At 68.2% G+C, this 25,350-nt stretch carries 23 protein-coding genes; 8 read left to right on the forward strand and 15 right to left on the reverse strand.

What is annotated here, in order from left to right:
* Positions 1 to 464: 464 nt before the first annotated feature.
* Positions 465 to 1,772: a hypothetical protein gene (locus AWC03_RS04730; protein ID WP_338067399.1), complete on the forward strand. Its 1,308-nt coding sequence runs from the start codon at positions 465 to 467 to the stop codon at positions 1,770 to 1,772.
* Between the two features lie 138 nt (positions 1,773 to 1,910).
* Here AWC03_RS04730 and AWC03_RS28075 read toward each other — a convergent pair whose 3' ends face one another.
* The 4 genes from AWC03_RS28075 to AWC03_RS04745 all read right to left on the reverse strand — a co-directional run bounded on the left by AWC03_RS28075 (position 1,911) and on the right by AWC03_RS04745 (position 5,019).
* Positions 1,911 to 2,036, reverse strand: coding sequence for a hypothetical protein (locus tag AWC03_RS28075; RefSeq protein ID WP_276328771.1), 126 nt, complete (start codon positions 2,034 to 2,036; stop codon positions 1,911 to 1,913).
* Between the two features lie 134 nt (positions 2,037 to 2,170).
* The gene (locus AWC03_RS04735) at positions 2,171 to 3,001 is read right to left on the reverse strand and encodes an aspartyl/asparaginyl beta-hydroxylase domain-containing protein (RefSeq protein WP_158089948.1); all 831 of its coding nucleotides are present in this window, start codon (positions 2,999 to 3,001) and stop codon (positions 2,171 to 2,173) included.
* A 383-nt stretch (positions 3,002 to 3,384) separates the two neighbouring features.
* On the reverse strand, positions 3,385 to 4,155 hold the full coding sequence (locus AWC03_RS04740; RefSeq protein ID WP_085239356.1) for an SDR family NAD(P)-dependent oxidoreductase: 771 nt from the start codon (positions 4,153 to 4,155) through the stop codon (positions 3,385 to 3,387).
* 33 nt (positions 4,156 to 4,188) lie between these two features.
* Positions 4,189 to 5,019 (reverse strand): alpha/beta fold hydrolase, encoded by an 831-nt coding sequence (locus tag AWC03_RS04745; RefSeq protein WP_085239357.1) that lies wholly within the window; start codon positions 5,017 to 5,019, stop codon positions 4,189 to 4,191.
* Between the two features lie 66 nt (positions 5,020 to 5,085).
* Here AWC03_RS04745 and AWC03_RS04750 point away from each other — a divergent pair, with 66 nt between their 5' ends.
* Positions 5,086 to 5,691 (forward strand): TetR/AcrR family transcriptional regulator, encoded by a 606-nt coding sequence (locus AWC03_RS04750; protein WP_085239358.1) that lies wholly within the window; start codon positions 5,086 to 5,088, stop codon positions 5,689 to 5,691.
* On the opposite strand, the gene AWC03_RS04755 is transcribed toward AWC03_RS04750, so the two are convergent.
* Positions 5,656 to 8,688 (reverse strand): MMPL/RND family transporter, encoded by a 3,033-nt coding sequence (locus AWC03_RS04755; protein ID WP_249025828.1) that lies wholly within the window; start codon positions 8,686 to 8,688, stop codon positions 5,656 to 5,658. The two genes, AWC03_RS04750 and AWC03_RS04755, sit on opposite strands and share 36 nt — an antisense overlap.
* A gap of 241 nt (positions 8,689 to 8,929) precedes the next feature.
* Here AWC03_RS04755 and AWC03_RS04760 point away from each other — a divergent pair, with 241 nt between their 5' ends.
* The gene (locus AWC03_RS04760; RefSeq protein ID WP_085239360.1) at positions 8,930 to 9,622 is read left to right on the forward strand and encodes a TetR/AcrR family transcriptional regulator; all 693 of its coding nucleotides are present in this window, start codon (positions 8,930 to 8,932) and stop codon (positions 9,620 to 9,622) included.
* Here AWC03_RS04760 and AWC03_RS04765 read toward each other — a convergent pair.
* The 3 genes from AWC03_RS04765 to AWC03_RS04775 form a co-directional block, all read right to left on the reverse strand.
* Positions 9,588 to 10,148 (reverse strand): TetR/AcrR family transcriptional regulator, encoded by a 561-nt coding sequence (locus AWC03_RS04765; RefSeq protein WP_085239361.1) that lies wholly within the window; start codon positions 10,146 to 10,148, stop codon positions 9,588 to 9,590. The two genes, AWC03_RS04760 and AWC03_RS04765, sit on opposite strands and share 35 nt — an antisense overlap.
* A 75-nt stretch (positions 10,149 to 10,223) precedes the next feature.
* Positions 10,224 to 11,522, reverse strand: a complete 1,299-nt coding sequence (locus AWC03_RS04770; protein ID WP_211279208.1) for a lipase family protein — start codon at positions 11,520 to 11,522, stop codon at positions 10,224 to 10,226.
* A gap of 70 nt (positions 11,523 to 11,592) precedes the next feature.
* Positions 11,593 to 12,537 carry an extracellular catalytic domain type 1 short-chain-length polyhydroxyalkanoate depolymerase gene (locus tag AWC03_RS04775; RefSeq protein WP_085239517.1) on the reverse strand — a complete coding sequence of 315 codons (945 nt, stop codon included), beginning with the start codon at positions 12,535 to 12,537 and terminating at the stop codon, positions 11,593 to 11,595.
* 76 nt (positions 12,538 to 12,613) lie between these two features.
* Between AWC03_RS04775 and AWC03_RS04780 the strand changes: the two genes are divergently transcribed.
* Positions 12,614 to 13,072, forward strand: coding sequence for a MarR family winged helix-turn-helix transcriptional regulator (locus AWC03_RS04780; RefSeq protein WP_085239362.1), 459 nt, complete (start codon positions 12,614 to 12,616; stop codon positions 13,070 to 13,072).
* 76 nt (positions 13,073 to 13,148) lie between these two features.
* The gene (locus tag AWC03_RS04785; RefSeq protein WP_085239363.1) at positions 13,149 to 13,418 is read left to right on the forward strand and encodes a DUF4242 domain-containing protein; all 270 of its coding nucleotides are present in this window, start codon (positions 13,149 to 13,151) and stop codon (positions 13,416 to 13,418) included.
* Between the two features lie 7 nt (positions 13,419 to 13,425).
* Here AWC03_RS04785 and AWC03_RS28080 read toward each other — a convergent pair whose 3' ends face one another.
* Positions 13,426 to 16,335 carry a helix-turn-helix transcriptional regulator gene (locus tag AWC03_RS28080; protein WP_085239364.1) on the reverse strand — a complete coding sequence of 970 codons (2,910 nt, stop codon included), beginning with the start codon at positions 16,333 to 16,335 and terminating at the stop codon, positions 13,426 to 13,428.
* A 137-nt stretch (positions 16,336 to 16,472) separates the two neighbouring features.
* On the opposite strand from AWC03_RS28080, the gene AWC03_RS04795 reads away from it, so the two are divergent.
* Positions 16,473 to 17,333 (forward strand): pyridoxamine 5'-phosphate oxidase family protein, encoded by an 861-nt coding sequence (locus AWC03_RS04795; RefSeq protein WP_085239365.1) that lies wholly within the window; start codon positions 16,473 to 16,475, stop codon positions 17,331 to 17,333.
* 24 nt (positions 17,334 to 17,357) lie between these two features.
* On the opposite strand, the gene AWC03_RS04800 is transcribed toward AWC03_RS04795, so the two are convergent.
* The 5 genes from AWC03_RS04800 to AWC03_RS04820 all read right to left on the reverse strand — a co-directional run bounded on the left by AWC03_RS04800 (position 17,358) and on the right by AWC03_RS04820 (position 23,331).
* Positions 17,358 to 18,167 carry a polysaccharide deacetylase family protein gene (locus tag AWC03_RS04800; protein ID WP_085239366.1) on the reverse strand — a complete coding sequence of 270 codons (810 nt, stop codon included), beginning with the start codon at positions 18,165 to 18,167 and terminating at the stop codon, positions 17,358 to 17,360.
* A 176-nt stretch (positions 18,168 to 18,343) separates the two neighbouring features.
* Positions 18,344 to 19,732: an alpha/beta hydrolase gene (locus tag AWC03_RS04805; RefSeq protein WP_085239367.1), complete on the reverse strand. Its 1,389-nt coding sequence runs from the start codon at positions 19,730 to 19,732 to the stop codon at positions 18,344 to 18,346.
* 132 nt (positions 19,733 to 19,864) lie between these two features.
* Positions 19,865 to 22,105: a heavy metal translocating P-type ATPase gene (locus AWC03_RS04810; protein WP_085239368.1), complete on the reverse strand. Its 2,241-nt coding sequence runs from the start codon at positions 22,103 to 22,105 to the stop codon at positions 19,865 to 19,867.
* Complete coding sequence (locus AWC03_RS04815; protein ID WP_085239369.1) at positions 22,102 to 22,314, reverse strand: heavy-metal-associated domain-containing protein; 213 nt, start codon at positions 22,312 to 22,314, stop codon at positions 22,102 to 22,104. Before AWC03_RS04815 ends, AWC03_RS04810 begins: the two co-directional genes overlap by 4 nt.
* A 195-nt stretch (positions 22,315 to 22,509) precedes the next feature.
* Positions 22,510 to 23,331, reverse strand: a complete 822-nt coding sequence (locus AWC03_RS04820; protein WP_085239370.1) for a mycofactocin-coupled SDR family oxidoreductase — start codon at positions 23,329 to 23,331, stop codon at positions 22,510 to 22,512.
* An 80-nt stretch (positions 23,332 to 23,411) separates the two neighbouring features.
* Between AWC03_RS04820 and AWC03_RS04825 the strand changes: the two genes are divergently transcribed.
* A complete protein-coding gene (locus tag AWC03_RS04825; protein ID WP_085239518.1) occupies positions 23,412 to 23,882 on the forward strand; it encodes an SRPBCC family protein in 471 nt (156 codons plus the stop codon).
* 14 nt (positions 23,883 to 23,896) lie between these two features.
* Here AWC03_RS04825 and AWC03_RS04830 read toward each other — a convergent pair whose 3' ends face one another.
* Positions 23,897 to 24,514 (reverse strand): TetR/AcrR family transcriptional regulator, encoded by a 618-nt coding sequence (locus AWC03_RS04830; RefSeq protein WP_085239371.1) that lies wholly within the window; start codon positions 24,512 to 24,514, stop codon positions 23,897 to 23,899.
* 153 nt (positions 24,515 to 24,667) lie between these two features.
* Between AWC03_RS04830 and AWC03_RS04835 the strand changes: the two genes are divergently transcribed.
* Positions 24,668 to 25,345 (forward strand): peroxiredoxin-like family protein, encoded by a 678-nt coding sequence (locus AWC03_RS04835; protein WP_085239519.1) that lies wholly within the window; start codon positions 24,668 to 24,670, stop codon positions 25,343 to 25,345.
* Positions 25,346 to 25,350 lie beyond the last annotated feature (5 nt).

Below are 25,350 nucleotides of genomic sequence, written 5' to 3' on the forward strand. Positions count from 1 at the left end.
CAGGAATCGAGCGCGACAATTTCGCCGCCAGGTCTCACAACCCCGATCGATGGATCTCTACGGCCGGCGGCGTCACGGTGGCCGGCTGACCGCGCCGAAAGACGACCAGGAACGCTGACTCCGCTGGTGCCATTGGATGGAGCCCATCACCTGATCACCCGCCACGTTGCATCAGGCAACTTGCCGAGTGGAGGCAGAAGCGGGCGCTGAATAGGTGAAGCGACGAGCCTGGCTCGCGTTCCGTCGTCGCAGAGAACGTGTAATGCTGGTTGCAGTAGCTGTCATCTCAGTCGGGAAGACGCCGAGCTGATTGGCGTAGAGCCGCGATTCCTGTGTCTGACCTGACGGCCGCCTCCGACAAGTACGGCGAGTCAAGTTGCCCTCGCTTATCACGGCATTCGAGAGGCCAGCAGCCTAATATAACTGCCGTGACTACTGCCCCGCACCCGGTACCGGCCGCGGGAATACGTGGTTCCGGGGAGTTCATCCCGGAGTGGACGCCGCTCCAAAAGTTCGGTTTCCGACTGCTTTTCACCGTTGGTGGTGGGTTGCTGTTGGTCGCCGTTATCGGCGGGAGTGTGGTGAAAGACTATGCAGGCCGACACCCACTGGAACCGGTGATCTGGCTACTCGCACAAGTCGGCAGCTACCCGACTCAACTTCGCGGTGTCGAGATCACGAAGTCGGCTGGCTCGGACACGTTGTGGTTCTGGTGTTTGCACCTCGGTTGGATCGCGTTGGCACTGTTGATCACCGCGGTGTGGACAGTCATGGATCGGCGGCGTTCCGACTACCGGCGTTTGGCCGCCTCGCTGAATGTATTCGCGCGCTTCGGACTGGCGCTGGTGATGATCCTCTACGGGCTGGGCAAGGCGATCCCCGTTCAAATGGCATTCATGGCACGGCCGGATCACCAACTACAGTTGGTGGGCGATACCAGTCTGTTCGAGACACTTTGGGGCTTCATGGGGGCTTCTGAGCCGTATTCGGTGGTGACAGGGCTGGTTGAACTGATGTCGGGGTTGCTATTGCTGTGGAACCGTACGCAACTGCTCGGGGCGCTCGGGGCGGTAGTGGCGATGGCACAGGTATTCGCGCTGAACATGACCTACGACGTGCCGGTTAAGCTGGCCGTCGGCGAATTGCTCCTGGTGGCCATCGGTATCACGTCGCCGTATTGGTCGAACCTGATGCGCGTGGTGCTCAATCGCGGTGAGGCTCGCCCGGTTGAGCACTGGCTTCCACTGGGGGCAGGCAAACGCTGGTTGCGGCGAGCCGGTGTGATCGCCAAGTTCGGCATCGCCGGGTTGTTGCTGTCTTTCGTCGCCATCCAGAACTCGATGGCGTACATCGTCTTTCACACCCCGACCTCAACTCTGGACGGAGTCTGGCGCGCAACCTCATTCACCGTCGACGGTCGCGAAGCAACGCTGAGTCAGGCGCGCCCGCAGCCGTGGGTCAATGTGGCGATCGCCGACCGCAACAAGGACCCTGGACTTGGTGTGGTCAGATTTGTTAGCCAGGTGCCAGCGGGCTACATCACCATGTGGCTGCTCAACGTCAACGGCAATCGGCTCGAACTGCGCAAGCGCGAGTCTGATTCGCCACAGGTAGTGCTACGCGCGACCCAACCGGACAAGGACCTGCTGGTACTGACGGGCGAGTTGGACGGTAGGCAGATCAAGGGCACATTCGAACGTCGGTTCATGGAGCGCAGCAAATCGGGGTTCCAGTTTGTCAGCCCGCCGATCCCGTTGGATTCGATGCGATAGTTCACGACTGACGCTGACGCTGACGGCGATCGGGCGGTCACCGGTCGATCCGTTCCTATACGCATACGTGAATACGTTGTCTGCCAATGTATTAGGGCGCAGCGGGTGATCGCCGTAGTTCGCCTACCGAAGGGGCCTTCAGGACGCCACAACATCGATCGCGCTGTTCAACACAGCGCTGGCAACATTGAACCGGGCGAAGTCCACAGCAGCGGCCAGGCCCACTGGGCTATCGCCGACAACGATCATCGGCTTGCGCGACATGGCTCGAATTCTGCGCGGGGAAGTGGTGCGGCCTGGCAACCGCCGGTGCTGACCGCTACGAGCGCCGTCATGGATGTGCCCGGAAGCGTTGCGGTGAGCAATTGGGACTGCACCCTGCACCAGACTTCCTCGCCCTACGGATATACGCGTCGGTCTGCGAGAGTTCGATCAAACGCAGATTGCCTCTTCTGCATTCGTCGCACAACGGGCGACTTGCCCATCAGCGCCATCATTGCGGAGTTGAACTTGTTGAACGGGAACTTCATCGGTCGCATGATGTCAAGAAACAGCACGACGCGGGTCTCCTCGGTCTGGTTCCACACCTCGTGCTCGTAGGTGTCATCGAACATCAGCGCCATGCCCTCGTGAAAAGAGGCGGTCTGGTCGCCGACCCGGATTCCACATTCACCGTGCTGGGGCACCAAGAGTGGCAGGTGATAGCGCATGACCCCCTGGTAAGGCCCTCGATGCGGGGGAATCGTCTTTCCGGGCGACAGAATGGAGAAAAATGCGGTCTTCATTCCCGGGATGTTCTGCAGCAATCGAGCCGTGTCGGGGCATTCATTGCACTGCTTATCGAAACGCTGGCCGTAGATGTAGAAGAAATAGCTAAGCCACTTGTCGTCGTTTGAAATCGACGCTATCGTCTCGATGATGTCTTGATGGTTCGGAATGATCTCTGGCGCAGATAGCAGAGTCTTGAGTTCGGCTTGAACCTTGCTAATTTCGGATGTGATGTGCTCGTGCCATTCGAACTGGGTGGGATCGATGAACGGTGTTGTCTCTACCAGTGAGAATCTCCTGGGAACAGTCAAGTTGATCGCCTTCAACCCCAATGTGACGGTCATAAACCAGAGATATTGGAGCGCCGTAACCGCTTTACTAGCGTTGCGGCCTAGCCATTGTTGATCAACCGGCTTGGCCGCTGTGTCGCCGGTTGCTGCCGGTGCGTCGATGGTAGCCATGTAATGGGGTCTCCGATCACTGGGCTTTTGGTGTACCTCGTGATGATGTTGTGCGCGGAGCATCTAAAGCGAGACGTCAGTGGCGCCCCTTCAACGAGCCGCCGTCTCCCGGGGACAGCGGCTCTGGTGCGTTCTTCGGCGAGCTAGCACGAATCACCGCTTCGCGAGTCTATGTGGCCCGCGCGGGGTTTTCGGCGCTATTGGTGGATATCGGCGTCAATGGCGTCGGCAGCCGGTACGACGTAGCTCAATCATCCCGTCCGTCTGGTGCTAAATCCGCCAGCTGCTCTATAGCCGGTTTCCGCGGGCGGCCGTCCGGAGACTGTCCAGACTCGGCCCACTGCCGGAGCCGGCGAGGCGACCACTGACCGCGCTGCCCGCCGCTAGCCGCCCACCATCATCAGGCCGCCATCGACGGCCAGCAGTTGTCCGGTGATGAACCCGGAACCCGGGCCGGCGAGGAAGACCAGCATGGGGCCGAGATCGCGGGTGGGGTCGCCGAGTGTCCCGCCCAACGGGATCATCATCTGCATCTGCTGGTCGATCAACGCGCTCGCGTCGGGGCCGAGGAACTCGCGCAGCCGGTCGGCGCCGGCCGTCTGCACCGCCGGCGCCAGCGCGTTGACCGTGATCTTGTCTGCGGCCCAGGCCTTGGCGGCCGACCGGGTCCACGCCTGCACGGCGCCCTTGGTCGCGGCGTAGACGGCCGAGATCGGGCTGCCCATAACGGCTTCCGACGAGCCGAAGTTGATGATCCGCCCGCCCGTGGGGTCCTGGTCCTTCATGACGGCGTAGGCGGCCTGGTTGGTCAGGATGGTCGCCTTGACGTTGGTGTCCAACAGGAACGAGATCTCGTCGACGCCGATGTAGCCGGGGATCCCGGCCTGCCACAGTCCTGCGGCGTTCACCAGCACGTCGAGCCCGCCGAGGTGGTCGGCGGCCGCTCGCACCATCGCCGAGACCGCGTCCGCGTCGCGCACGTCGCACTGCAGCCAGGTGGCCGCGAGACCGTCCGGTGGCGGGGTCCGGTGATAGGTGGCGGCGACCTCGGCCCCGGCCTCGGTGAGGGCTCCCACGGCGGCCGCGCCGATTCCGGTCGCTCCGCCGGTGACCAGGATTCGCCGGCCGCGTAGCGGTGGTGTCGCATCTGACATGGGCAAGACGCTACCGCCGCGCGGTGCGGGTGGTTACGTGCGCACCGCGATCGTCGACAACAGGTCGGCCAGCCGGTCCGGCTGGTCGATCATCGAGAACGTCCTGGCCCCCTCGATGACCTCCAGGCGCGCGTGCGGGATGGTGGCGGCCAGCCGGACGCCATCCTCCTGCTCGAAGAACACGTCGTCGGCCGACCACGCGATCAGAGTGGGCTTGCCGAACTCGGGCAGCCGGGCCGCCACGCCCGTCGTCACCTCGGTGCGCATCGACAACGTGAACCGGCGCAGGTCTTCGGCGATGCGGGGGTCGGACAGGCCCGGGCGCACCCAGGCCTCGGTGAGCTCATCGATGTTGCGGTGGGCCAGCCCGTCGAACGCGCGCTTGCGTGCGGCCCGCAATCGCATGGCCTGCGCCACGGCCCGGAAGGTCGCCTTCGACTTGGCCGCCAGGATCACCGGCTTGAGGATAGGCGGTGGAAAGTGTTCGAACGCATCGCAACTCGTGAGCACCAGCGCGCCGAGCCGCTCGGGGTGGTGGACGGCGACCAACTGGGTGATGACCCCGCCGGTGTCGTTGCCGACGAGCACCACGTCCTCGAGGTCGAGAGCGGCCAGCACCTCGGCGACCATGCCCGCGACCCCGGTGATGGTGCGATCGGCGCCGCGGCGCAACGGTTCCGGATGGGCGCCCAGCGGCCAAGTCGGGGCGATGCAGCGCAGCCCGAGGTCGGCGAGGCGTTCGCCGACCCGGCGCCACAGCTCGCCCCCCATCATGTACCCGTGCACGAAGACCACCGGCCTGCCGTTGTCGGGTCCGGTTGCTTCGTAATGGATGGTTCCGGCGCTAATGTCGATCGTCGGCATAGAAGACTCCTACTTCGAGGCGCATTTACAAACAGACTGTCTGTTCGTAAGTTACCAACAGGTTGTATGGAAAGCAAGAGACGGACTCAGGAAGAGCGTTCCGCGGCGACCCGCGTTGCGCTGATCGCCGCTGCCCGCAGGCTCTGGGGAATGCGGGGCTACGCGGAGGTGGGGACGCCGGAGATCGCGACCACCGCGGGGGTGACGCGCGGGGCGATGTACCACCAATTCGCCGACAAGGCAGCGCTTTTCCGTGAGGTCGTCGAAGCCGTGGAGCAGGATGTGATGGCCCGGATGGGCACGCTGGTGGCCGAATCGGGAGCGACCACACCGGCGGACGCGATCCGGGCCGCCGTCGACGCGTGGCTGGAGGTCTCCGGCGATCCCGAGGTGCGCCAGCTGATGTTGCTGGACGCCCCGAGTGTGCTGGGCTGGGCCGGCTTTCGCGATGTTGCCCAGCGATACAGCCTGGGCATGACCGAACAGTTGCTCACCGAGGCCATCCGGGCCGGCCAGTTGGCCAAGCAGCCGGTGCGGCCGCTGGCGCACGTGCTGATCGGCGCGCTCGACGAGGCCGCCATGCTGATCGCCACTGCCGACGATCCGAAGCGCATGCGCCGGGAGACGCGTCAGGTGCTACACCGGCTGATCGACGGGATGCTGAACGGATGACCCGGGGCGTGCTCGCTGCGGCCACCAGCTCCGCTCCCGCAAGAGGGTGGCGATAGCGGGGACCGTGAGGGTTCGCACCACGAAGGTGTCCAACAGGAGCCCACAACCGATGACGAATCCGGCCTGGACCATCATGTCGAGCGATCCGATCATCAGCCCGAACATGCTGGCGGCGAAGATCAGGCCCGCCGAGGTGATCACGGACCCGGTGCTGGCCACCGTGCGCAGGACGCCGACCCGCATGTTGCGAGCGGACTCTTCGCGCAACCGGGAGATCACCAGCATGTTGTAGTCCGCGCCGACCGCGATCAGCAGGATGAACGCCAAAAGCGGGACGGGCCACGCGATGGCGTGGCCGAAGCCGTGCTGGAATACCAGCACTCCCAGGCCCAGTGCGGCGAAATAGTTCAGCACCACGGTGCCCAGCAGGTAGAGCGGGGCAACCACGGCGCGCAGCAGCAGCATCAAGACGACGCCGACGATCAGCAGGGTGGCGGTGGCCAGGCGGCCGAAGTCGGCGGACAGCAGGTGCTGCAGGTCGGAATTGACCGCGGTGAAACCGGCCATGGAGACCGTGGCGTTGTCCAGCGAGGTATTTGGCCGGGCGGCGTTGGCCGTATCGATGATCCGGCGATTCAGGGCCATCGCTTCCGCGGAGTAGGGATCGTATGACGATGTGATGGCGAAGCGGGCGGTGCGTCCGTCAGTGGAGATGAAATGCCTTGCCATGTCGCTGAATTGGTGGTTCTCGAACGCGGCCTGGGGTAGATAGAAACCGGACGCGGAGTCTGATCCCGACGTGGCGCGTGCGGAATTCTGCAGCTGTGCCGCGATTTGGCTCATGCCGCCGAGTAGTCGAATGTTGCTGTCGGCAAGGGTATGTACCCCGCCGGCGAGCGCCTGGGCTCCCGATGCGAGTCGGGCGATGCCGTCTTGCAGGCGGTGGATGGTGCCGATCAGGTCCGCGGGTTCACCACTGGAACCGGCCGCCTGCTGCATCGTGGTGGCGGCGCTCTGGATGCCGGTGAGTGCGGCCGAGAGGGTGGTGGTTTGGCCGAGCTGGTCACCGAGATTGCCGACTTGGTCGAAGAATCCACCGTTGCGCAGTGTGACGAGCACGTGAGTCTCATCGCGCAGTTGCGCGCACTGCGGCGTGGTGGCACACCAGGGCGAGGTGTCGAGGTTGTCGACAAGGGGTGCGATCGCCGCGATCGCGGTGGCGGCTTGTTGGGCGAGCGGGCGCAGTCCCGCGCCGGTCCGCGCGGCCTGATCCACGGCGGGTGCGGTCGCGTCGAGCTGTTGCAGCAGGGCGCGGGCGCCCTGCAGATTCTGCTCTCCGGTCCGGCTCAAGAGATCGGTCAGCGGCGCCAGTGCACGACGCAAGGTGGTGTCCAGCCGGCCCAGGCCGGCCGCGAGCTGATCGGCTCCGTTGGTGAGTTTGTCCAGGTCGTCACGGTGTGCCTGCCCGTCGGCAACAGCGTTGGCCATCTTGTCGCCGATTTGCCCGTTCTGCCAAGACAATTGCGCCTGGTCGAGGCGATTCCCGGTGGGGCGGGTGACACCGGCGACCCGAGTGACCCCGGGGAGTTGCGCGATCCGCGAGGCCAGCGCGTCGAGATCGGCGAGGCTTCGGGCGGTGCGCATGTCGGTGCCCGACTGCACGAGCAGGAATTCGTTGATGACGGTGTCTTTGGGGAAGTGCCGATCCAGCAGCTGGTAACCCTCATTGCTGGCGGTGCCGGCGGGTTGTCCGCGGCGGTCGTCGTAGCTGATCGTCATGGTGACCGCGACCAGCCCGAGGGCAAGCAATGCCACGAGGCTCGCGGCCAGCAGCGGTACGGGCCGTCGTACGACCAACACGGCGATCCGGTTCCAGTACCGGCGCGACAGGTCGGCGCGGGGCTCGGCGATGCCGCGTTTGGCTGCGAGTGCCAACAGCGGGGGGAGCAAGGTAACCGTGGCCAGGAACCCGATCAGCACGGCGATGGCGCAGGCGGGCCCGACCCCCTGGAAGACGCTCAGGTGGGCGAACACCATGGACGCCAACGCCAAAGCGACGGTTGCCGCCGAGGCCAGGATGACGCGGCCGATGCTGCCGCAGGCGTGGACGATGGCCTCCTCCGCGGCATGGCCGCGGCGTCGCTGCTCGTGATAGCGGCTGATCAGGAACACGCTGTAGTCGGTGCCGGCACCCAGGAGCACCGCGGTCATGAATGCGATGGTGAATTGCGAGACCGGGACGCCGAATTCACCGAGTGCCGAAAGCACGCCTCGGCCGACGCCCACGCTGGCGCCGATCACCAACAGTGGCAACAGGGCGGTGGCCACCGACCGATAGACCAACAACAGGATGAGCGCGATGAGGGCGGCGGTCGCAATCGAGATGAAGAGCAATTCGTGCTCGCCCGATGCGATCTGATCGCGGAATGTCGCCGCCGGGCCGGTGACGTGGGCGACGGTACAGGATCCGGCGAACGCGGAGGACACGTGCGCGCGGACGGCGTCGACGGATTCGGCGGACGTTGGATCCCCAAGCGTGCCTGCGATTCCGACCGGCAGGAACCACGCTTTGCCGTCTTTGCTCACCGCGTGCGCTCGGGTGCTCGGGTCGGCGATCAGATCCTGCACCAGCAGAACGTGCGCTTTGTCGGCGCGCAGCGCGGCAACGAGCGCGTTGTAGCGGTGCCGCGCCGGTGGGGCCAGTCCCGCAGGGTCTTCCATCGCGACGACGATCGAGGTCTTCGCGCCCCGTTCGTCGAACGCCGCCGCCATGCGGTCGAGCGCTTGAAACGACGCCACGTCAGTGGGCAGCAGCTGGACCGATTGCCGGCGCACGACGGTCTCCAGCTGCGGGAAGGCGATCGCGAGGATCACCGCCACGCCGACCCACGCGCCGATCACGAAACCTTTGCGCCGGACCGCGAATCCGCCCAATGCGGCAAGACGCGTGCTGTATTCGCTGGCGTGTTCGGGCGGCGGGCCGCCGCGGCGCGAGATCCGTCGCGGGGCATCGACGGACGCGGTCACCGCAGTCCCCTCGGCGACGACGATCCCCCGCACGGGCTCTCGACATGGTCCTGCCCGAAGCAGCGCACATCGATCGCCGAAAAGCTCCCCCGTCTCACCGGTCCCCCTACGGTTGTTTGGTGAAGTGGTTCACCAAACTGCTTTGGTGAGATACTTCACCAAAGAGCTCGCGGGCGCAAGTCCGCGAGTCAGGTGAGAGGAGCCGGCTTGCATGGCAGTGCACCGCGGCCTAACCGCCGATCAACGCCGCGATCAGCGCCGTGGGCAACTCATCGAGGCCGCGTTCGACACCATTGCCGAGCAGGGGGTGGGCAACCTCCGCGTGCGGGCGGTCAGCGCCCGCGCCCGACTCAACGACCGCTATTTTTACGAGAGCTTTCGCGATTGCCATGAGTTGCTGATCGCAACTTTCGAGGACCAGTTCAATCGTGCGTTGACCGGGATCATGGCAACGGTCGCGGAGTCGCCACCCGAGATCGCACCCCGCGCTCGGGCGGTGATCGAATTCGCCTTCGCCTTCATCGACGAGGACCCGCGCCGCGCACGGCTTCTGATCGAGCTGCAATCGGCCGAAGCGCTCGCCGGCCGTCGAGATGAAGTGATCGACGTGCTCACCGAGGTCATGGTGGGGCAGATGGGCGCGCTGCTCGGGGACGCCGCCGGGAGTGAGGCAAGCGTCAAGCTGACCGCGCTGACGGTCGTCGGCGGTCTGCTCGAGCTGACCACCCAGTGGTATCGGGGCCGGATCGATGTGAGTCGACCGCGGCTCGTCGACTTCATGACCGCCCTCGCGGTGACCACCACCGACATCACCGGAGCGCTTGAACGTCAGCTCACACCACCGGAGACCGGCGGCGCCCCCGGGACCGTCAGTCGGGCCGGACCGCGGCGACGCCCGCGATGACGCCCTGGAGGAGCCGGTCGAGGTGGTCGGCGTTGTCGACGGCCGGCTGCCCCGCGACGAACGTCAGCATGATCCCGTTGATGAAGGCCAGCGTGGCGATCGCCTGGTCTTCGACCAGCGCCGGCTCGGGCGCGCTGCCGTCGGGATGCCATTGGGCGACGACGTCGCGGGCCAGGGTGTAGAGCCGCTCCGCGGACTCGTCCAGGGTGGTCGCCAGTTCGGCGTCCCGGCCGGCGAGCAACGCGAGCTCGTAGCGTGCCCTGGCGCGGGTCAGCCAGGGCTCGCTGTTGACGTACATGACGATGCGGGCCAGCCCCGCCGTGCCGGTGAATTGCATTGCTGGATCGCCGGCGAGCTCGGCCATCCGGGAAAAGTCGGCCACGTCGAGCTCGGCCACCCGCGCCGCGGCCGCGTGTAGCAGCGCCTTGCGGGTCCGGAAGTAGAACGACGCGGTGCCGGCCGGCACGCCGGCGCGATCGTCGACCCGGGGGTGGCTGACGCCGTGGACTCCGTTGGTGCCCAGCAGATCGATCGCGGCGTCGGCGAGCTGGCGGCGCCGCTCGGGCGCATTGTGCTTTCTGCGTGCTGCGATCGGTCCAGTCTAAAACTGACCGCAGTTGGGCGCGGTCGGTTCTCCGTTGAAGCGGGCGGCGATCCACTGCATGGCCGGCTCCCCGTCGACGAGCATCGGCAGGGCATGGTTGATCACGAGCTTGTTGAGGAACGGCGGCTCCTCGTTGGTGCGGAACTCCACGTCGGCGCCCTGGGCGCACCAGTCCCGACCGAGTTGGTTGGCCGCCGTCCAGGGCACCAGCGGGTCGTAGCGATTGCTGTTGATCAGCACCGGGGCGTTGGGCCGATAGCGCCCGATCCGCTGGTCTTCGAACATGGTGTTGAACGGCTCCTCGTTGACCAGTTGATTGATGTCTTCGGTGAAGTACGGCTGGATATGGCGAAACATGAAGTCCAGCAGGGTTTGTCCGACGCACTGACGCGAGACGGATTCGAGCATTGCCAGCCCGCGGGGGGTCATCTTGGAACGGATGACGTCGGCGAACTCGGGATAGGCGGCCATGACGCTGTTGAGCGCGTACCCGACGACACCGACCAGGGCACTGCCGTCCGCGTACGGAAGGAGCTCCTTGAGGTTGGCCGGCGGCGCCCCGGCGTAGGTGCCCACGATGTGGAGATCGGGGGCATAGCCCGACGCCAGCTCGGCCGCCGACGCCGTCGCGCCCCCGCCCTGCGAGTAGCCCCAAAACGCCACCGGCCCATGGGGATCCAGCGACGTGCCCGGCAGCTTCATGGCGGCCCGGGCGGCATCGAGCACGGCCTGTCCCTCCGCCACCCGGCCCACGTAGGTGTGCATGGAGGTGGTGCCGAGGCCCTCGTAGTCGGTCATCACGATGGCGAAACCGCGGGCGACCATGGTCGCTACGAACAGCTCCTCGTAGTTGAACATGATGTCCCAGCCACCCGAATAGTGGATCCCCTGGTTGAACATTCGCGACGGGGCGCACTGATTGCCCTGGCCTTGGGTGCCCGGCGCGTAACTGATCAAGGGGCGCGGCCCGCGGCCCGGCCAGTCGTTGTAGGGCTCGAAGTAGGTGCCGGTGACCGCGATCGGGTTCCCCCGGGTATCGGTGCTGCGGTACATGATTCGTGTCCCGGTGGCCATGATCGCGCCCAGCTGGCCCGACGGCTCCAGCACCAGTCGGGACGGCTCGGTGCGGATCAGGTCTCCAGGCCGGCTGGGCGGTAACGGGTCGGGGGGCGTGTAGAACTCCGCGTATTGCGGTTCGTCCCCGCCGTCGGCGCGGGCGCTGCCCGCGTTCGACAGGCCGGCCAGCGCCGAGGCGATGACCAGTAGGACGGCGAAGGCTCCCCCAACCCGGCGCATTACGGAACGGTAACAACCGGGGGCCGCCGGTGGAAGGGCGTTCTCTAAAATTTTAGAGATCCGCCGCGCCCTAACGATGGTTCTGCGCGAAGAACCGCCAGATGGTGTCGGTGGCGTCCAGGGCCGTCGAGGGTGCGGGGATGCCCGCGACCCGCTCGGCAAGCGGGCTGGGCTCGCCGCCCGGCCACTGATGGCCCGCGCCGGCCACCGAGATCAACTCGACCGTGCGCCCGTCCGCGCATCCGGCGGTCTGTGTCGTCACGTCGCCGGAGGTGCTCGTACTCGGCGGGGCGCACCCGTCGATGGCGCGCCAGGTGGCGTTGACGGACTGCGCCGACGGCCCGTCCACCCGCGCAGTCCCGTTGAGCGAGAACGCCTTCCCCGGGCCGCCGTCGTAGGGCACCCGGTCGTCGGCCGTGCCGTGGATCTGTAGCAGCGATGCGCGCCGCGCCCGGGAGCAGTCCGTCAGCAGCGTGCCGGCCACCGGGGCGATCGCGGCGAACAGGTCGGACTGGCAGCCCAGGCGGAGCGCCATCATGGCGCCGTTCGACATACCGGTGACGTAGACGCGGGCGCGATCGATGGGCATCTGTTGTTCGATGGCACCGACCATGGTCGCAATGAAACCGACGTCGTCGGCGTTCACGCGCTGCGGTTCACCGCAGCAGGTGCCGGCGTTCCAGGCGCGGTTGAGGCCGTCGGGGTAGGCCACCAGGAATCGCCCGGAATCCGCCTCGGCGTCCCAGTGGTAGGCCCGCTCGGCCTGCTCACCGGTGCCGAAGCCGCCGTGCAGCATCACCACCAGCGGCGCCGCCTCGGTCAAACCCGCGGGCCGATACAGGTGAAAGGTCCGGCTGCCGCCGCCCACCTCGATGCTCTGGGTGGACTGACCGACGGGAATCGATTGTGCGCCCGGCGTTCCCCGCGCATGTCCGCCGCCCAGGCACCCGCCGAGCGCGGCGGCCAGGGCCGCGACGAGGCACAAGCTGATGACCCGAGCGCAACGCGATCGCATGACCGCCATCGTGGCAGCCGCCCGCGGTGTTGACAAGGTACTTGTCAATCGTGGGGGAGGTGGCACACTCTTTCCCATGCGACGTCCTGCGGATGCCGACTGGCAGCCGACCGTGCCGGCGCTGGTGAACCTGGTGGCCGCCTCGGGTGCGCCGCGCTTGCGGGCGGCGTTTGCCGAAGCGGGGCTCGATGGGATCCGCCCGGCGCAAGCGGTCGCCCTCGTCCCGTTGGCGGCCGGCGGGCTGCACGCGTCGGATCTGGCCGACCGACTGCAGGTGAGCCGGCAGGCGGTGGCCCAGGCGATCACCGGCCTGGAGCGGCACGGCTACGTCACCCGGGCACCCAACCCCCTGGACGCGCGGACCCGGATCATCGAGCTGACGCCGCGCGGCCGGCGGGCACTGAGTGTGATGCGTTCGAACGCAGTCGATTTGGAGACGCGCTGGGAGCAGCTGCTGGGACGGCGGCGACTGGCCGAGTTGCGGGAGATCCTACAGACGTTGCTCGCCGGTCAGACCGAGCCGGCGGGGGAGTGACGTCCGCCGAAAATATCCGTGTCCTCACCGTCGTCGACGGCCTAGGCTCGACCCAAGACAGTGACAGGAGTCCGCCGTGCCCATCTTCATGGTCGAGCGCAACTTCGCCGAGGAATTGGAACCCAGCCTCGAAGTTGCCGACGGTATCAACCGGATCAACGACCTGGAGGGCGTTCGCTGGATGTATTCCTTCCTGTCGGCGGACAAACGCAAGACGTACTGCCTCTACGAGGCGCCGTCCCCGGAGGCCATCAGGTCCGCGGCCGCCCGGGCGGGCCTGCCCGCCGACGCCGTCGTCGAGGTGAAAGACCGCGTGATGCCGGACGGGGCCCTGTCCGACATCTGACGCGGCACTACCCGAGCAGCTCGTGATCGGCGGCGTACATCGCCGCCTGGGTGCGGTTGGCCGCCCCGGTCTTGATGAGGATGTTGCGCACGTGGTTCGCCGCGGTGTTGGTGCTGATGAAAAGGCGTTCGCCGATCGCCCGGTTGCTCAACCCCTCAGCGAGCAGCCGCAGCACCTCGACCTCCCGCTCGGTCAGGCCGTCCGGGCCCACGGCAGGCGCGGCGAGCACCGAATCCGCGAGGTCGGCGACCCGCGTCTGGCCGACCGCACCGGCGATGGCGCGTGCCTCGCCGGCCAGGCGGCGGGCATCGTCGGTGCGTCCGCAGGACGCGGCGAACACCGCGTGCCGGGCCAGGGTCTCACTGATGTGAACCACCGAGCCCATCCGGCGGTCCATCTCGATCGCCGCGGCGAAGTGCCGGTCGGCCGCCGCGCGGTCCCCGCAGAGCGCGGCCATGCGGGCCAGGTACCGGTCCGCGCTGCCGAACAGCGCCACGAACTGCCCGGCCACCAAGTTCTTTCCGGCGTAACGCGCGACGAACGGGTGCAGCGCCCGGACCGCGTCGAGATCGCCGAGCTGCAGCGCCGCCTCGACCATGAACACCAGTTCCATCGGCCACTGCGCATCCTCCAGGCGGTCGCCGAGGTTGCGGTTGAGCAGTTGGCTGAGCGCACGGGTCATGCCGCGCTCGCACCGCAGCTCGGTGTACAGGGCGAGCAGACCCGGCACCCAGCGGCCGGTGAACGCCTCACTGCCGTCGACAAACCCCCCGAACCGCTTCAAATCGCCGGTCTCGCGGCGAATCATGAACATCTGGACCCCGTTGGAGCCCTCGGTGTCGTCGGCGCCGAACAAACCGCCTGTGCGCAAGGCGATGTCGGCCCATCGTTCGGCACCGGGGAAGTCGCCGCCCAGATAGGCCAGCGCCTGCTCGATGCACGCGCCGACGAAGCCGAAGGCGGATTGACCGCAGCTCTGCGCCGCTCGCCGCATATCGGCGGTCGCGGCGGCGAGGCCGTCGGGCCGGCCCGCCAGGTAGCTGACCTGGGCGTGGAAATGCGATGCCGCGCCCAACGACTCGTAGTCGCGGCGCGATAGCGCCATGCGGGATACCTCGGCCGCGCGCTCGGTTTGGATCTCGCTCATCTCCGGGGTGAGGCCTTGCCACAGGCTGGTTTTCAGCGTGTGCAGCAGTACCGCCGCGTCGCCGACGGACCGCGCGCGCTCGATCGCGTCGGCGCCGACCTCGCGGGCCCGCGCCGCTTCGCCGGCGAAGGACAGCGCCCGACCGAGGCTGCCGAGCGCCTGCACATAGCGTGGGTCCTCGGCGCGCAGCCCGCACGCTTCCAGAGCCGACGCCAACAAGTCCGCGGCCTTCGAATTCGATTGCCCGGGACGCCAATTGGCCTCTTCGTAGCCGACGGCCGCCTCCAGGCGCATGAGCGGATCGTCGGTCGCGCCGATGCGCTCGTAGATGGACCGCGCCCGTGCGAACGAGCCACCGCGCACGTGGTTGGCGGCCGCGTCGAGCTGCAGCCTGGCCCGGTCCGCCAGGGTGAGCTCCGGCAGCGACGCCGCCCGCTCGAACCACGTCGCCGCGTCCTCGTAGGCCAGGCTCTGCTCGGCCATGCGGGCCGCCCGACGCGCGTACCGCAACGCCTGCTCGTGGTAGCCGAGCACGTGCGCGCGCAGGTAGTGGTTGGCCAGGCGCGGGACGAGCGCCGGGTCGCCGCGCCCCTCGAGGGCCTCCCCGGCGCGCGCATGCATGACCCGCAGCCGCGAGGCGGCCATCCCGGTCAGCACCGCTTCTCGGGTCAACGCGTGCACGAAGGCGAATTCACCGTCGGAGTCGTGAACGGCGCGCACCAACCCGACGGCCTCGGCCGAATCGATGGCCGCCAGCGTCGCGCCGGCCTCCGTCCCGCTCGTCGAGATCAACGCTGGCAGGTCGAACGTCTGGCCCAGCACCGCGGCCTGTTCGATGACCGCGCGCACGCCGCTGCCCAGCCCGGCCAGGCGGCGGGCGATGGCGTCGCCGATCGACGCGGGGACCGTGTGCTGCGTGCCCAGCGTGGCAAGGCCGCCGCGGAGTTCAAGCTCGTTGACGAGTTCGGTGAGGAAGAACGGATTGCCGCCGGTTCGCTCGCGCAGCAAGGCGGCGGCCGTACGCGCCGACGCCGGGGCGAGTTGCTGTGTGCGCGCTACGAATTCGGCGATCGCCTCGGTGTCCAGGCCGGCGAGGTCCAGGCGCCGCACGCCGTCGAACCGGTGCAGCTCGGCCAGCCGCGTAGCCAGGTCGTCGGACCGGTCGGGCTCGGTGGTGCGGAAGGTGACCACGACCAGCACACGGACATCGGCGCAGCCGATCAGCACGTGCTCGAGTAACGCCAGCGTCGGAAGCTGGGCCCAGTGCAGGTCGTCGAGGATCAACGCGATCGGGCGATCGACCGCCAGCCGCCGCAGGAAGCCGGTCATCGCGTGGAAGAGGGCATGCCGCGGCGAACCGTGGTCCGGGGCCGGGCCTGTGTCGGGCAAATGCCGAACCACCTGCGGCGACAGCCGCCGCAGCTGCGGCCCCGCGTCGCCCAGCGGTTCGGCCAGCGCGCCCGGCGGACCGGTGATCAACAGCCGATCGAGCGCTTCGGCGAAGGGCGCATAGGGCAGATCCTCGTCGGCCGTCGAACTGCCCACCAGCACCGCGACGCCGTGCTCGTGCAGCGTTCCGGCGACCTCCGCGGCCAGCCGCGTCTTGCCGGCCCCGGGCTCGCCGCCGATGAAGATGGCCTGGCGATTGCCCCGCTCGACGCGCTCCCAGGCCTGTTCGAACACCGCGAGTTCCGCGCCGCGACCCACGAGCGCGCCGCGGCGACGAGCGATCAATTCGGCCGGGAGCGGGGGCGGCACCCACTGCGCCATGGTCTCAAGGTAATCGCGGGGATCGGGGCGGGTCGATAGTCAGTTCTGACTATCGACAGCCGACCCCGGCGCCGGCGTTGTTCCGGCCGTGACGCGCATACTGTGCTTCTGGGGCGCTGTTGTCGGGAGGGCACTTCGTGATCACTCGAGACGTCGAGGCGAGCGCGGTGGCCGACTTGGCGCTTTCTCCGCCGCGGGCGGCGCTGGCTGCCACCGTCGACGACGAGATCGTTGTCCTGCCGGCCGCCGTCAGGCTGGACCAACGTGCCGATCCCGCGTTGTCGCCGCGCGTCGTTCGTGTCCCGGCCGGCGGCCCGGAGCTCACCGATCGCAAGGTCGTCGTGGTCGCCGACGACGGTCCACAGTGGTTTCGGCTGCGTTCGCTGACCGTCCGGGGGACGGCCGAGGCCATGGGAGATCGCACCTATCGGGTCGTCCCTAGGCGGATCGTGGCCTGGGACTACGGCTCCCTCCGTGAGGTGCCGACACGGCCGGCGACACCGGCACCGCCGCGGGTATCCGCCTCGGTTGCCGACGGGCACGACGATGTTCATCCCGTCCCGTCTTTGAACGTTGAAGCGGCCGTGCACAATTCGTGGGTCATGCTGCTCGCCACCCGCTCGCCCAAGGGCACGCCGTTCGCGGTCCCGCTATGGTTCGTTGCGCACCGCGGCCGCTGGTATGCCACCACCTCGGCGTCGTCCTGGACGGTACGCAACGTGCAAGCCTGCCCGCAGGTCGCCATGCTGCTGGGCGGCGAGGGCGGGTCACGCTCCGACCGGCTCGTGGTGCGGGGACGGGCAACGGCCGTGCGGGGCGTACCGCCGCCTGCGGTGCTTGCCCGAATTGCCTGGCGCTACTACCTGCAACCACGGTTCGCGGTCGTAGAGGTGAGTCACCTCCGGCTGTGGCCGCGGCGGATGCGGTATTACCGCCAGTCGAGTCCGGCGTACGTGGTGATCACACCGGAAGCGGCAACCGAATGCCGGGTCCCGTAGCCACCTCTCCGGGTTCGCGACGCTCTACGGCGTCTTCAAGAACACGTCGTTGAGCGTGACGGTGCGCAGGTTTCGCTCGCGGATGACGTCGACCAGTTGGGGATAGACGTGCGTGACCGGGAGGTGGTTGAGGTGCCCGATGACGATGGCCTGCGGCGTGAAGTACTGGTCGGCCATCTGCACGATGTAGTCCTCGGTGATCAACGTCGAATCCGACAGCGATCCCGACCATAACGTCGGCACCGTGTAGCCGAGGTCGGCCGCGACGGCGTCGACGGCGGCGTTGCGCTTCGCGTACGGCGGCCGCCAGTACGGCTTGGCGCCGACCCCGTAGGTCTTCTTGAGGAATTCGTCGTTGCGGGAAAGCTGTTGGGCGATTTGGTCTTTCGGCAGCGTCGTCAGGTCCGGGTGGGACCAGGTGTGGTTGCCGAGCTGGATCTGCCCGCTTTCGACCAGGGGCCGCAGCATCTCCTTGTTCTCGGTCCAGGAGTCATAGGTGCCGTTGACGAAGTAGGTCAGCCGCACGCCGGTGTCCTTGGCGAACTGCGTGTACGCGCGCACCACCTCGCTGTTGACGCCGTCGTCGACGGTCAGCGCCAGCAGATCGCCCTCGCCGGGGATCTTGATCAATGCGCCGCCGCCGGGCAGCGGGATGCGGGCGTCGGGCGGTGGGGGCGGCAGGAGCGCCGTCGGGGCGGCGGGGCCGGATACCGCGACGGAAGCGGGCGGTACCTGGGCGAACGTCCGCGGCTGCGGGTCGACCACCAGGCGGGCGGCGCCCACGCCGGCGACCACCGACGCGGCGAGCGAACCCAGGAACTGACGGCGGTTCATCTCGGGGCGCGGGGCGGGGCGGGCTCGAGGTGATTCGCGGCGCGGTGGGCACCGAGCCGACCCGCGGAGGGGTCGCCCGTCGTGCGCAACATCGCAGCCATCAGCAGCGAACCGTACCACTACCAGGGGCGATATGTCGGAGGCGTGACCGGTGGGGCAGCTGTGAATTTTGTTAACTAGCGTGATTCTCCGCCGCGCAGGGGTAGCTGCACCGGCTCGGCTTCGGGTGTTCCCAGCGTCGAGGCCAGCCAGGGCAGCGCCGCGGCGAACGCCTGCGCGGCGAACGGCCAGTCGTGTCTGCCCGGCTGGCTGACCACGGCGCAGGTGACGCCGTTGGCGCTGGCGGCGGCGCACAGCGCGTGGGCGGCGGCGTCCTGGCCCTCCGGGTTGGCCGCGGGGTCGGTCGCGGGAGCGCCGGCGGTGCTGTTGGCTTCCTGCGCCACATTGCGCGGCTCCGACGACCCCGGGACGTCGAACCAGCCCGACAGCCCGGTGTAGCGACCATGCCGCGCGATCACCGTGAGCGGATCGAACGCGGCCCAGGCGGTGTGGTTGCCGCCGAACAGCTTGGCGACCGTCTGGTCCTTGGGGCCGACGTTGGGGCTGCGGTCACCGGCGATGTCGACGAACGCGCTGAACAGCTCCGGATGCATGACGGCCAGGTCAACCGCGCAGGTCCCGCCCATCGACCATCCCGCGACGCCCCAGCTGGCACGGTCGGCCCTGACGCCGAAGTTCGACACGACGAATGGCACGACATCCTTGGTCAGGTGGTCGGCGGCATTACCCCGGCTGCCGTTGACGCACTCGGTGTCGTTGTCGAACGAGCCGGTGGGATCGACGAACACCAGCACCGGGGAGAACCCGTGGTGGGCGGCGGCGAAGTTGTCGATCGCGGTGAAGGCCCCGCCGGGGCCCAGCCAGTCGCCGGGGGTGTTGAAAGCGGAGCCGATCATCATGACCGCGGGCAGCCGAGGCGGCGGATTGCTGTTGAACCACGCGGGAGGCAGATAGACCAATTCCCGGCGGTGGGGGAAGTGCGAGGCGTTGTCGTCGATGTTCACCGGCACCACCACGCCCTTGCTGGGCCTGGTGCCGGCGACCTGCATCTCGGTCACCCGCAGCCGGTCGACCTCGTTGGGCAACGGGCCCGATGTGAGCTGATTCCACGCGGCCAAGACGGTGGGGAAGTAGCCCACCCACCCGTTCAGGGCCAGCCCCGCGCACAGCACGCACAGGGGTACGGACAGCACCGCCAGCGCCCGGCGCCACCAGCGCGCGCCCGGCCAGCCCACCAACACGACCGCGGCGGCCAGGCCGGTCAGCGCGATCCAGACCCACAGCGCCGTCGGCGCCGGGTCGCCGGCCACGCCGAGCGATGTGATGTACCAATAGGCGAGCGCGGTCACCGCGACGGCGGCGATCAGGGCCACCGGCAGCACCCGCTTGAGCCAGGGCCGCGCACGCCACTGGATCGCGATGATCAGCAGCAGCAAAGTCAGGGCCTGCACGGCCAGTGGGAGCCAGCCGTGCAGCAAGGACAGTCGTCCGAAGAATTGGTCCAACGGTCGTTGCCTTTGCTGAGTCGATCGCTGCGCGGGGCGACCCCTGGTCTTTTCGAACGCGGTGGGTCGCAGACAACTATCCCACACCGGCCCCACCCGTCCGGCCGCCGTCGCGGCGGTGGGCGTGGCGTTCTAGGCGTTCGTCACGCTGGTGAACGAGCGCAGCCGCAGGCTGTTGGCGACGACGAAGACGCTGGAAAACGCCATGGCCGCGCCCGCGAGCATCGGGTTCAGCAGGCCGAGCGCGGCGAGCGGGATCGCGGCGATGTTGTAGCCGAAGGCCCAGAACAGGTTGGCCTTGATGGTGGTCAGTGTCCGCCGGGACAACCGGATGGCGTCCACGGCGGCGCGCAGGTCGCCGCGCGCGACCGTGAGGTCGGCGGCCTGGATCGCGACGTCGGTGCCGGTGCCCATGGCCACCCCGAGGTCTGCGGTCGCCAGCGCCGCGGCGTCGTTGACGCCGTCGCCGACCATCGCCACGACCTTGCCCTGGGACTGCAGCCGCTTGACGGCGGCGACCTTGTCGGCGGGCATCGTGTCGGAGATGACCTGTCCGATGCCGACCTGGTCGGCGATCCGGTTGGCGACGGTGCCGTTATCGCCGGTCAGCAGGATCGGGGTGAGGCCAAGCCGCTTGAACTGCCGAACCGCTTCGGCGCTGGTGGGCTTGACGGTGTCGGCGACGACCAGGACCCCGCGGGCGTGGCCGTCCCAGCCGACGGCGACCGCCGTCTTGCCCTCGTCCTCGGCTCGCGCCTTGCCCGCCGACAACGCGGCGTCCAGGGGCTGACCCCAATCGGCCAGCAGGCCGGCGCGCCCCACCACGACGCTGTGGCCGTCGACGACGCCCCGCACCCCGCTGCCCTCCACGCTGGCAAACCCTTCGGGCGCGGGCAGGGCGCGCAGCTCGGCTTTGGCGGCCCGGGCGATGGCCTGTGCGATGGGATGTTCGGAGGCGTCCTCGAGCGCCCCGGCGTAACGAAGGAGCGTCTCGCGGTCGGTGCCCGGCCCGCTGATCACGTCGACCAGGGTCATCTTGCCGGTGGTGACCGTGCCGGTCTTGTCGAGCACGATGGTGTCGACCTTGCGGGTGGACTCCAGCACCTCGGGCCCTTTGATCAGCACGCCGAGCTGAGCGGCGCGGCCCGTGCCGACGAGCAGGGCGGTCGGGGTGGCCAGGCCCAGCGCGCAGGGGCAGGCGATGATGAGCACCGCGACGGCCGCGGTCAGGGCCGCCGTGGCGGGTGAGCCCAACGCGAGCCAGGCGCCGAGCGTCGCCAGCGCGATACCGATGACCACGGGAACGAACACGCCGGAGATGCGGTCAGCCAGCCGCTGCACCTCGGCCTTGCCCGACTGGGCCTCCTCGACCAGCTTGGCCATGTGCGCGAGCTGGGTGTCGTCGCCGACCCGGGTGGCCCGCACGACGAGGCGCCCGTGGGCGTTGACGGTGGCGCCCGTGACGGCGTCGCCCGCGCCGACCTCGACGGGGACGGATTCGCCGGTGAGCATGGAGGCGTCCACCGCCGAGGAACCCGAGAGCACGATTCCGTCGGTGGCGATCTTCTCCCCAGGCCGCACCACGAACTGGTCCCCGACCGCGAGACGGTCCACGGGGATGCGGGTCTCGGCGCCGTCGCGCAGCACCGCCACGTCCTTGGCTCCCAGCTCCAGCAGGGCGCGCAGCGCGGCGCCCGCCGTCCGCTTGGAGCGCTGCTCGAAATACCGCCCGGCCAGCACGAACAGGGTCACGCCCGCGGCGACTTCCAGGTAGATGTTGTGCCCGCCATCGGCGGCCCGGGCGGTGAGCTCAAAGCCGTCGCGCATGCCCGGCTCTCCCGCCGTGCCCAGGAACAGCGCATACAGCGACCACAGGAACGCCGAAAGCGTCCCGATCGAGACGAGCGTGTCCATGGTGGCGGCGCCGTGTCGGAGGTTGGCCCAGGCCGCGGCGTGGAAGGGGCGGCCGCCCCACACGACGACCGGTGCGGCCAAAGCCAGCGACGCCCATTGCCAATAGCGGAACTGCAGGCCCGGGATCATCGCCATGGCGATCACCGGGCCGGCGAGCACTGTCACGGTGATCAGGCGGGTGCGCAGCGCGCCCAGTTCGGGGTCCGCGGCCTTGCCGGGGGCGGGTTCGTCCCGCCGTTGCGGCAGGGCCGCGGTGTAACCGGCTTGTTCGACGGCGGAGATCAACAGCTGCGGGTCATACCCCGACGGGACGGTGAGCGCGGCCTTCTCGGTGGCGTAGTTGACGGTCGCGGCGACACCGTCGAGCCTGTTCAGCTTCTTCTCGATCCGGGCGGCGCACGATGCGCACGTCATTCCCGCGATCTCGAGCTCGAGATGGTTCACCGGCGCCGCGCTCATGCCACCGACACGGCCTCGTAGCCCGCCTCGTCGACGGCGCCGAGGATCGCCGTCGCGTCGATGGGGACGGAACTCGTCACCACCAGCCTGCCCGTGTCGGCGCTGACGTCCACGTGCTCCACCCCCGGGATGCGACCGACCTCGTCCTTGACCGCCGCCTCGCAGTGGGCGCAGGTCATCCCGTCCACGCGGTATTCGCTGGTGACCATCGTCTTCCTTCCTCATACCCGGGTGGGGTATACGTCGATGCAACGTGCGCATCCCCCCGCGGTATTCCCCCGCAGAGCCGTCGGGGCACGCAGGCGTCAGGGAAAAGATCCGGGCCCGACCCAGGCGACGAGGGCACCACCATTGTGCCTGGTCGACCGTGTCGAACGCGCGGCCGGGATCGGTCCGGCCCGGGATCAGACGTAGCCCACGCCGATGTCGACCGAAACCTGGCTGGCCGTGACCAACCGGGACTGGTCGGAGGCGAGCCAGGCGACGGCGTCGGCGATGTCCTCCGGCTGCGCAATCCCCTCGGGCAGCAGCGGCTTGTGCAGGCCGCGCAGATGCGGGTACGTGTCGGCCGCCGCCTGCAGCGCCTCGCGCATCCGGCCGGTGCCCATCGGCGTCGCGACCGCTCCGGGGTTGAGACTGTTGACGCGGATGTTGTGCCGGCCCAGCTCGGCGGCGAACGCGCGCGCCATCCCGACGACGGCGTGCTTGCTGGCCGTGTAGTGGACCATGAACGACTGCATGTTGATGCCGGCGGCCGACCCGATCAGGATGATCGATCCGCCGCGGCCGCCGTCGATGATGTGCGGGGCGCCCGCCATCACCGTGTTCCAGGTGCCGGTCACGTTGGTGTCGATGGTGTCGCGAAACGCCTCGGCCGTGATCTGGTCCCAGGGCGCGGGGCTGCAGATTCCCGCGTTGGCCACGATGATGTCGAGGCGGCCCAGGTCGCCGACCGCCCGAGCGACGGCGCCTTTGAGCGCGTCCAGATCGCGGATGTCGACGGCCGCGGTGACGACCCGCTTGCCTTCGGCGCCGACCAGCCGCGCCGTCTCGGCCAGATCGTCGGGGGTGGGCGAATCGTAGGGGACGCTCGGCGGCAACGGCCCGGCGATGTCGACCGCGATGATGTCGGCGCCCTCGGCGGCCAGGCGTACGGCGTGCGCCCGACCCTGCCCCCGCGCCGCGCCGGTGATCAGCGCCACCTTTCCCGATAAAGACTGGGCCATCGGCTGTTGACGTCCTTTCTGATCACCCCGGCGAAGCGTAGCGTCGAATGCGCTTTGCCAGCCCATCGGAGGGAACCATCGTGGATGTCACCGTTGTCGACGCGGGGCCGCGGCAGGTATGCCGGTCGGTCGAAGTGGCCGCGCCGGTCGCCGAGCTGTATGCGATGGCCGCCGATCCGCGGCGGCACAGCGAACTCGACGGTTCGGGGACGGTGCGTGACAACATCAAGGCGCCACCGGAATTGGTTGTCGGATCCAAGTTTTCGACGAACATGAAGATGTATGGCCTGCCGTACCGCATCACCAGCACGGTGACCGCCCTGAAACCGAACGAACTGGTCGAATGGCGTCATCCGGTGGGTCACCGGTGGCGATGGGAGTTCGAGTCGCTGTCACCGACCCGGACGCGGGTCACCGAGACGTTCGACTATCGCGACGCCGGTGCGATCAAGAACGCGCTGAATTACTACGCCCTGATGGGCGCCACGAAGGCCAACGCCGCGGGCATCGAGGCGACGCTGGCCAAACTTCGCGATCGTTACGCCGGCTGAAGCCGCGAGGCGCCTCACCGCATGCCGAGGCGTCTGAGGTGTTCGATCATCGTGTCGACCGCGGCTTCCAGTGGCGCGGTGTCGCGACGCACCTGGCTGAGCAGCAAACCACCCTGAATGCCGGCGAGCATGGCCAATGCGACGCGCTCGATGTCGGTTCCGTCGGCCAACTCGCCGCGCGCGGCGATTGCGGCCAGGCCGTCGTGAATCATGTTCTCCCACTGGGCGAATGACCGGGCGAGCTGGGCACGTGCGACGGGATCCGCTTCGGAGAGCTCGTTGGCCATCGAGCCGATCGGGCAGCCGCCCGCGCAGCCCAAGCTCTGCACCAGGTTCACCATGATGTCGCGCCACCGGCGCAGGTCCTCGATGCTTTCGATGCGGTCGAGACCCAGGTGCTGCACGCCGAGCACGCGGTCGGTCTGGAAGTCGATGACGGCGGCCACCAGGTCGCTCTTGTCGGCGAAGTAGTGGTACATCTGCGAGGTGCTGACGGCCGCGGCTTCCTGGATGTCCTCGATGGTCGTGCGCGCGACACCGCGCTGCAGCATCAACTCCGACGCGGCGGCGACGATCCGCGCGCGGGTTGCGCGGCCCTTCGCCGTCAGTTTGTCGTGCGGGACCGGCGCCATGGAGCCCCTTTCCGTGGAGTGATTCCACCCAATCTACTGGTTTTGGAGTTGACACTCCATTTTGCATTCAGCATGCTGACCGCAAGCGTCTACTAATCGGTGCCGGAAGTCGTTGTGCGGCAGGCCGGCACACATGCGAAGGGTGAGGACCTCATGACCAGTACCGCCGACACCAATCACGTGACGATCGCCGAGCGGGTCGCGCGATTCCAGCAGGAGATGGCGGGCCAGCTGCCGAAAGACGTAGCCGACGCCTTCGGTGCCGAGCAGGCGCGGCTACGGGACGGTGGCGTGCCGTCCGGCGTCGCCGCGCCCGGTACCCCGATGCCTGACGGGCAGCTCCTTGACGTGCACGGCGAACCCACCACCCTGGCCCGAAGCGTCGGTGGACGCAGTGCGGTCGTTGTGCTTTACCGCGGCGCATGGTGCCCGTACTGCAACCTGGCGCTGCGCGCCTACCAGGAGCAATTGGTGCCGGTGCTGGCGCAGCGCGATGTCGCTCTGGTGGCCATCAGCCCGCAAAAGCCTGACGGCTCGTTGTCGTCGCAGGAGATGAACGCGTTGAGCTTCACCGTGCTGTCCGACCCGGGCAATCACGTCGCGGCGGGGCTGGGCGTCCTCACCGCACCGTCGGACGACGCCCGGGCCGCTCAGCGCAGCCTTGGCCTGGAGCTCCGGGAAGCCAATGCCGACGGGACGCACGGGTTGCCGATGCCGACCGTGACGATCGTCGACAGCGCCGGGACCGTCCGGTGGATCGACGTTCATCCCGACTACACCACCCGCACCGAGGTCGCCGACATCATCGAGGCCCTGAACCGCCTCGAGTGAACTCG

Origin of the sequence: Mycobacterium europaeum (assembly GCF_002102155.1) — a bacterium.
Taxonomy (GTDB): domain Bacteria; phylum Actinomycetota; class Actinomycetes; order Mycobacteriales; family Mycobacteriaceae; genus Mycobacterium; species Mycobacterium europaeum.